The organism is Okeania sp. SIO3I5 (assembly GCF_010672085.1).
GTDB lineage: Bacteria > Cyanobacteriota > Cyanobacteriia > Cyanobacteriales > Microcoleaceae > Trichodesmium.
This window is the reverse complement of the sequence record NZ_JAAHHT010000329.1, coordinates 1-8311: the sequence shown is the minus strand read 5'-3', so window position 1 is coordinate 8311 and position 8311 is coordinate 1. Positions and strand designations below refer to the sequence as shown.

The following is an 8311-nucleotide window of genomic DNA, read 5'->3' as shown; positions in this document are numbered from 1 at the left end:
TACTTCCCACACTTCCCCCTCTCCCCACACTTCCGACACTTCCCCCTCTTCCGACACTTCCCCCTCTTCCCACACTTCCCCCTCTCCCCACACTCCCTATTCCTCCCCTGTCAAAGCATCAGCAAACGGATCTGGCAAAGCCTGTTGTATTTCCATTTCTTCATTATCTTCAACAGATAAATCATCACTAATCAGACTTTTTTTTAAACTCTTTTTACTATTTTTGCGCCGACTATAATCCTGCAATCTCACCAACTCATGTTGATAAACCGAAATAATTCTTGTTAGAGACTCAGCCACTTGATCCCAACTTTCATCATCTATAATTTTTTCCGCAATACCTTGGAATAAATCCCCAGTTTGATTTTTTTGAACATACTCCTTTAGCAACTTTCCAGACTTTTGTAAAGCTGCCTGATATGCCTCTCCATCAGACCACCAAAGTCCAGGCTGATTTAATAACCAAGTCAAAATATATTCTTGAGCGTGCTGCTCTTTTACCCAATTAGCAAGATACTTTAATTCATCCATATATTCCTCTTTGAAGTACGAAGCTGATTGCAATAATTAACTTAATCTTTAATATAATGATTAACTTACATCTTTTTTAATATATAGTAAAATATCATAATTTATTCATAATCTAAAATTTAGCTACAGTTAATTTTCCTAAAATCAAGAAAAATGCTGAATTGATTGATACAGAAATTTTACTTTCTTTCTTTTAAACATCAATTTATTTGTATCAACCTATACTTGAAATCTTAAAAAAAACCTTTAGTGAAAAAAATCAAAAAAAATACTTGTAATCTAAAAAAGGTACTTAAAATTAGAGAAAAAGTCTAGAGAAGTAGAAATATGGGACAGCAAAAATTTGGTGTTATAGGTCTAGCTGTAATGGGAGAAAACCTAGCTCTCAACGTAGAACGTAACGGATTTCCTATCTCTGTATACAATCGCAGTAGCGATAAAACAGAAAAATTTATGGCAGAGCGGGCACAAGGGAAAAACGTCCACGCTGCTTATAGCTTAGAAGATTTTGTTCAATCCCTAGAAAGACCCCGTAGAATTCTGGTCATGGTAAAAGCAGGAGGACCAGTTGATAAAGTGATTGAACAACTTAAACCCCTCCTAGACAAAGATGACATGATCATTGACGGTGGTAACTCTCTCTACGAAGATACAGAACGCCGCACTAGAGATTTAGAATCCACTGGATTAGGCTTCATGGGGATGGGAGTTAGTGGTGGTGAAGAGGGTGCCTTATGGGGACCTAGTTTAATGCCTGGTGGTACAGAAGCTTCTTATAAAGAATTAGAAGCAATTTTAACGAAAATAGCTGCTCAAGTTGATGATGGTCCTTGTGTCACATACATCGGTCCTGGAGGTGCAGGTCACTATGTGAAAATGGTACACAACGGCATTGAATATGGTGATATGCAGTTAATTGCTGAAGCCTACGATTTGTTGAAAAATGCTGTAGGAATTAGCAATGAACAACTCCATGAAATTTTTGCTGAGTGGAATAAAACTCCAGAGTTGGAATCTTTCTTAATTGAAATTACAGCGGATATCTTTACCAAGAAAGACACTGAAACTAGCAATCATCTAGTTGATATGATTGTTGATTCTGCCGGACAAAAAGGTACAGGTAGATGGACGGTAATTAATGCTTTAGAACTGGGTGTTGCTGTTCCCACTATTACTGCTGCAGTTAATGCTCGGATTATGTCTGGCATTAAGGATGAGCGTGTGGCTGCTGCTAAGGAATTGACAGGTCCGACTGGTAAGTACGAAGGTGATGCTCAAGCGATGATTAACAAAGTGCGCGATGCTTTGTATTGTTCTAAGATTTGTTCTTATGCTCAGGGTATGGCGTTGTTGGCAGCGGCATCCAAGGAGTTTAATTACAATTTGAATTTGGGTGAGTCAGCACGAATTTGGAAAGGTGGTTGTATTATTAGAGCTGGATTTTTGAATAAGATCAAGAAGGCTTTTGATGAAAATCCTAACCTGCCTAATTTATTGTTAGCGCCAGAATTTAAGCAGACTATTCTCGATCGCCAGGATGCTTGGCGGGAAGTTGTTGGTTTAGCAGGTCAGTTAGGATTACCTGTTCCTGCTTTTAGTGCTTCTCTAGATTATTTTGATAGTTATCGTCGGGGAACTTTGCCTCAAAACTTAACTCAGGCTCAACGGGATTATTTCGGCGCTCACACTTACGAGCGTATTGATAAGCCTCGTGGTGAGTTCTTCCATACTGAGTGGCCTACTAAGTAATATCATATCCAGTTGAATAGTTATAATTAGAAGCTCTCGTAGTATTGCTCTAGCCGGAACTATAGATAAGGTTAGAGCAATAGTACAAACAAACAGTTCTTTTTGTGTAAAAATTAGGCGTTGGCGGAGCCTAGCGGCAGCTATATCGCTCTGTGGTTAAATAGAGGCGATCGCTTTCAGTAATAACTAATTAGACTGACTTTGAGCAGCTTGTTGGACTTGCTCTACAGTTAACTTCAACCGTTGTGCTATCTCTTCTACAGTCAAACCCAGTTCTAAAAACATAGGAACTGTTAAGAGTTTTCCCTCTTCTCTGACCTCTTCTCTGACCTCTTCTCTGACCTCTTCTCTGACCTCTTCTCTGACCTCTTCTCTGACCTTTTCTCTGGCCTCTTCTCTGGCTAGCCGCTCCATTCCTTTATAAAGTCGAGAGTTTTTAAAGTCCTCCATACTTAACATTTCTATGACCTCCTCTGGTTCTAAGTCTTGAAATTTGTACAAAATAATTGTTTTGACTAATTCTAGCACTTTTTTTTGCTCAGTCTCCTCTGCTAGCTGGACTTTTGCTTTAGCAGCTAACATTTTTGCCTGTTCCACTGCCTTTGCTTCCTCTTCTACTATTAACTTAACTATACCTAAACCCAAGTTATCGTAAGCTTCCTCTCCCAAGTCTTCGAGGTAAACTACAGTAACGTTGCTGCTATTTAATAGAGCTTGATAGGGTTGGGTATCTTTTGGTTCAATATTGCGGTTGCGGAACACTACTAATGCTTGCCAATATTTGGTTTCGTGGTATTGACTCAGATACAGGAATATTTCGCCAAAAAATCGACGGTAAAATGCTTCATCCTTTTGCATTTGCACTTCGCCAAAATGAATGGGAGCATTGACTTAATCAAAGAATAGCGATATAATAAGTTATAAAGCGTACTATTAGGCAGACTCTGTTTGCGGAGCATACAAAACACACATAACATGAAATCCATTAGAACTAAGCTCAAACTTAATAACAAGCAGAAAACTCTGATGGCTCAACACGCAGGCTACTCACGTTGGTGTTATAATTGGGGTTTAAGTTTGTGGAATGTTGCTTACAAGGCTGGTTATCAACCTAATATTCGTATAATTAGAGAAGTTTTTACTAACCACACAAAGCCTTTATATCCTTGGATGAAAAACTTATCATCTAAAGTTTACCAATATGCTTTCCGAAACTTAGGTGAAGCCTTCAAAAGATTCTTTAAAGGATTAGGAAAATACCCAAAGTTTAAAAAGAAGGGTAAACATGATTCATTCACAATAGATAATTGTGGAAAACCAATAGAATTAAATGGATGGAATCATAAATTACCTTTTATCGGTATTGTTAAGACTTATGAACCCATTGAGGCGACAACCAAAAAAATCACCATTAGTAGACAAGCAGGTGATTGGTATCTTAGCTGTAGCTATGAATTTCATCCTCACACTACACCAAAAAAAACTGATGTTATCGGTGTAGATTTAGGTGTGAAAACCTTAGCTACACTAAGTGATGGAAAAGTATTTGAGAGTGTGAGAGCGTATCGCCAGTTTGAAGCTAAGTTATCAAGAGAGCAATACCTAAATCGTCATAAAGAGGTAGGCTCTGCTAACTGGAAAAAGGCACAAATGAAGATAGCTAGATTGCATAGAAAAGTAGCTAATATCCGTCATGACGCACTTCATAAATTGACAACATACTTAGCCAAGAACCACGGCAGAGTTGTCATAGAAGATTTGAATGTCAGCGGAATGCTCCGCAATCATAAGCTGGCGAAATCTATAGCAGATCAAGGATTTTATGAGTTCAGGCGACAGCTAGAATATAAGTGCCAATGGTACGGTTCGGAGTTAGTAGTAGTTGACAGGTTTTTCCCATCATCAAAAACTTGTTCCAACTGTGGTCATGTCCAAGATATGCCATTAAGCCTGAGAACGTATGATTGCCCTGAATGTGGGTTGTCAATAGATAGAGATTTAAACGCCAGTATAAATTTGAGAGATGCGGTCGGCTTGACCGTGAATGCCTGTGGATGAGTAGCCGCCGACGGCCTCAGTAGAAGCAGGAAGTAAACAGTAAAATGTCATATTATGACGTTTTATATCGGTTTTATGAAGCAGTAGTTGGTGACTGTTTATTAGGAACTAATATACCGTCTAAACGAAAGGCTGTTTGTTTAATTTCGACTGACTGAAATTTGTAAGATTTTGCCATAGTTGGAGATTCACCTATGAGTTGAAAGTAAATACCAGGCATCTCTAAAAAGAGTCTGTAAAATATGCTGTCTGTTTTCATCGAAAAATATTTTTACGGTATAAAAATTATACCAGAAATACAATACGGCAATCCTAAATGATTTCTGATAAAAAATATTTCAATCTATGATGAATGCTATAATTAACCTATTTAATATTAATATTTGGAGTAATTATGGCGGGTAAACTTTTGCGGAAGATTTGGCGAGTTCTGAACACAGAAATAGATATCAATTTTCAGGAAAGTATTAAGGGTACAACTGAGGCTGGTAAGGCAGTTTTTAAACTAGCAGAAGTAATCGAAAAAAATCAGGATGCTAAGGTATTAGAACCTTTGATTCAAGATATTGATTCTGTTTTGGATGTACTAAATTCTCCCCTAGGAAAAATTGCTGGAGCGAGTTTACCTTTTTTGCCGATTGCAACTGGAATTATTTCTTTTATTGTTGAGAAAACTCGTCAGGAACCAACTTTAGAAGATGGGGTGCAGTTGGTAGCTCAAGTTGCTTATTTAGAAAGTATTAGACAATTTTTTCTAGACTATCCAGAAATTAAGGATAGGCTGACAGAAACTGAGGCTTCGGAAGCGGTACAAGAACAGATTAAAAAGTTGGATGAAGATATTGATTTTAATGACCGAAATGCTGAGAAGACTTTGATTTGTTTTTATGATTCTCCACTTAGAAAAAAGTTTAATGAGATTTTATTGGCACGTCTGCAAGAATCTGGTTTGGATGAATATGAAGCTAAAATTATTACAGAAAGAATTTCTCGCGATACTCATCGTTATATGAAAAAAGCGGTGTTAGATGTGAAGGATGATGCTAAAAAATTAGCCGGAATTTATGGGGGTGGTTGGCAGAAAGATTTAGAAGTTTATGGCAGTATTGATGATTATTTGGAAGAGGCGATCGCTACTAAACCACAGGAAAAAGTATTTGATGAAAATTTCACTTTTAGGGAAATTTATGTACCACTGGAAGTTAAATTTGTTAAGCCTGATGGGGAGGTTGATAAAGATGCTGAATCTCAGAATATTGAGGTGTGGGCAAAAACAATTTTGTTGGATGAAGACAGAGACAAAGAGGTGTTATTTATTCAGGCAGGACCGGGAAGAGGAAAAAGTGTATTTTGCCGGATGTTTGCTGACTGGGTGCGTCGGGAATTACATCCTATTTATACGCCTATTTTGATTCGGTTGCGGGATGTGAAAAATTTTGCTGCTAATATTGATCAGACTCTTGCTGATGCTGTGGGTTGGGATTTTGTGAAGACTGATAGCGGTTGGTTGACAGACAAAAATACTCGGTTTCTGTTTTTGCTGGATGGGTTTGATGAGTTGTTGTTGGAGCGGGGGACGAGTAATAGTTTGAAGGTATTTTTAGACCAGGTGGCGGACTTTCAGAAGGAGGCAGCAAAAAATCAGGAACGCGGTCATCGGGTGTTGATTACGGGAAGACCTTTGGCGCTTTATGGCATTGAAAGGTTGATGCCTCCTAATTTGGAGCGGGTGAGTATTTTGCCGATGGGTGATGAGATTCAGCAACAGTGGTTTGGGAAATGGCAGATGGTTGTGGGGGAAGCGGAAACGGAAAAGTTTCGGGAATTTTTGCACAGCGCACAATGTCCGGAGCAGGTTAAGGAGTTGGCGCGGGAACCACTTTTGTTGTATTTGCTAGCTGCCATGCACCGGGATGAGCAGTTACAGGTAGAAATGTTTGCTACTGCTGATGTTGGTGGGGTAAAAGTTTTGATTTATGAGCAGGCGTTGAAATGGGTGCTGGAAAAACAGCGGGTAGAAGAGGGTAAAAATCTTAATCGTGAAATTACGAAGTTGGAGTCAGAAGATTTGGAAATTTTGTTGGCAGAAGCGGGGTTGTGTGTGGTGCAGTCTGGTGGCGAATATGCTGCTATAAAAATGATTGAAGACCGACTGGTGGAACAGGGATATAAGAAGTTGCAGGAGTTAATTGAAAAAGCGAGGCAAGATAAACAAGAGGATGGGTTGAAAAATGCTTTGGCTGCTTTTTATTTGAAATCGGCAGCAGGAGCAGAAAATTCGGTGGAGTTTTTTCATAAGAGTTTCGGTGAGTTTCTCTGTGCAAAACGGATGGTAGAAAGTCTGAAAGATTTGACGGAGACTGGGAAGCGAGGTAAGACTTATGTGGTGTCTGATAAGGAGTTGGAATGGCGGATTTACGATCTGTTTGGTTATGGCAATTTGACGGCGGAAGTTGTGGAATATTTGATGGCGTTGTTGGTGAAAAGTGAGGTTGAGTTGGTGGTGTTGTTTGAGCGGTTGCATGGGTTTTATCTAGACTGGTGTCGTGGGGAATTTATTGAGGAGACAAAGAAAACTTTACCTCTGAAAAAGACAAAGCAGTTGGAAGATTGGGGTATTCAGTCTGGGCAACGTCGGGTCGATATTTATACGGGGTTGAATGTGATGATTTTGTTGTTTGAGTTGCATCGTTATCGTTATAGACTGTTTCAGGTAGAGTTGCGGGAGCAGTTGCATTTTTATCCTTGCGGTAAACGCTATAGTGAAGATTTTGATAAAACAAGACTATTAAGAATTATTGCTTATAGTCAATGTCTTGGGAATGGTACTTTTGTAGAAATAGTAGGTAAGTTTCTCAGAGGTGTAGACCTTAGTAATACCGACCTCAGTTGTGTTAACCTTAGAGGTGCAGACCTTAGAGGCGCAATACTCAGAAGTACGAACTTTATTGATGCCGACCTTAGTAATACCAACCTTGGTGGCGTTAAACTCAATGATGCCAAACTCAGATGTGTCAGCCTCAGTTTTGCTGACCTCAGTGATGGCGACCTCAGTAATGCCGACCTCATTAACGCCGACCTCTTTTATTCCGACTTCAGATGTGCTAATCTCAATGGTGTCAAACTCAACGGTGCAGACCTTAATGATGCCAACCTCATTCTTGCCAACCTCAGCAGTGCAGATCTCACCGATGCCAGTCTCAATGATGCCAACCTTAGTAGTACCTACCTCAGTGGTGCCAAGCTTAGTGGTGTCTATCTAAGTAATATCAAATGGGATAACAATACTCAATGGTCAAATACTATCGGTTTACATGAAGCAAGAAGAGTTCCAGAAGACCTACAACAAAACCCAGAATTTGCCGCCGCAGTTGCTCAGTCGCGAGCAGCAAGTCAGGAAGAAGAACAAGAAATTCCAGAACCTACCGCAGAAGAAGAGTAAATTTTGTTGAGGTAGGGTGAGTGGTACTAAATTCGGTAGTAGAGGTAGGGTGCCTTAGACGGCGACAATTTAGACTGTGAAAAGCATTTAACAATCCGTCGCAGGGCACCATTAAATATGTGTGGCTCTACTACTTTTTTGAGATTAACAATCAGCAAATTATGAGCGGTGCGTTACGCTGCGCTAACACACCCTACTAGACTATCGGTTTACATGAAGCAAGAGAAGTTCCAGAATATCTACAACAAAATCCAGAATTTTCTGAAATATTCCCTTATTCATCCTCGCTCTAAACTTGGAAAAGAATAAACTACAAGAGCGATCGCCTCTCCAAAACCAACCGCGTTTGAGCAGCGATGTTGCATCCGCAACGCTTCGCGAACGCTTTTTCCTTCTGGAAATATTACAGCGCTTTTCAGATTGATGACCTCACGTCAATAACCAAAACCCTGTAGGGGCAATTCGCGAATCGCCCCTACAGGGAAAACTGCTGTAACAGAGCGATCGCTCTTCAATTCAAGAATATGGAAC

6 protein-coding genes are annotated in these 8311 nt (G+C 39.6%); 3 read left to right on the top strand and 3 right to left on the bottom strand.

The annotated features are described in order from the left end of the window. Positions 1–96: 96 nt before the first annotated feature. Entirely contained in the window at positions 97–531 is a 435-nt protein-coding gene (locus F6K40_RS36765) for a hypothetical protein (RefSeq protein ID WP_293144100.1), read from the bottom strand. Between the two features lie 327 nt (positions 532–858). Between F6K40_RS36765 and gnd the strand changes: the two genes are divergently transcribed. Then, entirely contained in the window at positions 859–2280 is a 1422-nt protein-coding gene (gene gnd / locus F6K40_RS36760; protein ID WP_293144097.1) for a decarboxylating NADP(+)-dependent phosphogluconate dehydrogenase, read from the top strand. A 186-nt stretch (positions 2281–2466) separates the two neighbouring features. Here the strand turns inward: gnd and F6K40_RS36755 are convergent, their stop codons facing one another. After that, positions 2467–3159 (bottom strand): Rpn family recombination-promoting nuclease/putative transposase, encoded by a 693-nt coding sequence (locus F6K40_RS36755; protein ID WP_293144103.1) that lies wholly within the window; start codon positions 3157–3159, stop codon positions 2467–2469. A 96-nt stretch (positions 3160–3255) separates the two neighbouring features. Between F6K40_RS36755 and F6K40_RS36750 the strand changes: the two genes are divergently transcribed. Further along, on the top strand, positions 3256–4338 hold the full coding sequence (locus F6K40_RS36750) for an RNA-guided endonuclease InsQ/TnpB family protein (protein ID WP_293144094.1): 1083 nt from the start codon (positions 3256–3258) through the stop codon (positions 4336–4338). Between the two features lie 73 nt (positions 4339–4411). Here the strand turns inward: F6K40_RS36750 and F6K40_RS36745 are convergent, their stop codons facing one another. Next, positions 4412–4597: a DUF2887 domain-containing protein gene (locus tag F6K40_RS36745; protein ID WP_293144091.1), complete on the bottom strand. Its 186-nt coding sequence runs from the start codon at positions 4595–4597 to the stop codon at positions 4412–4414. Between the two features lie 135 nt (positions 4598–4732). Between F6K40_RS36745 and F6K40_RS36740 the strand changes: the two genes are divergently transcribed. Next, a complete protein-coding gene (locus tag F6K40_RS36740; protein WP_293144088.1) occupies positions 4733–7780 on the top strand; it encodes an NACHT domain-containing protein in 3048 nt (1015 codons plus the stop codon). Positions 7781–8311 lie beyond the last annotated feature (531 nt).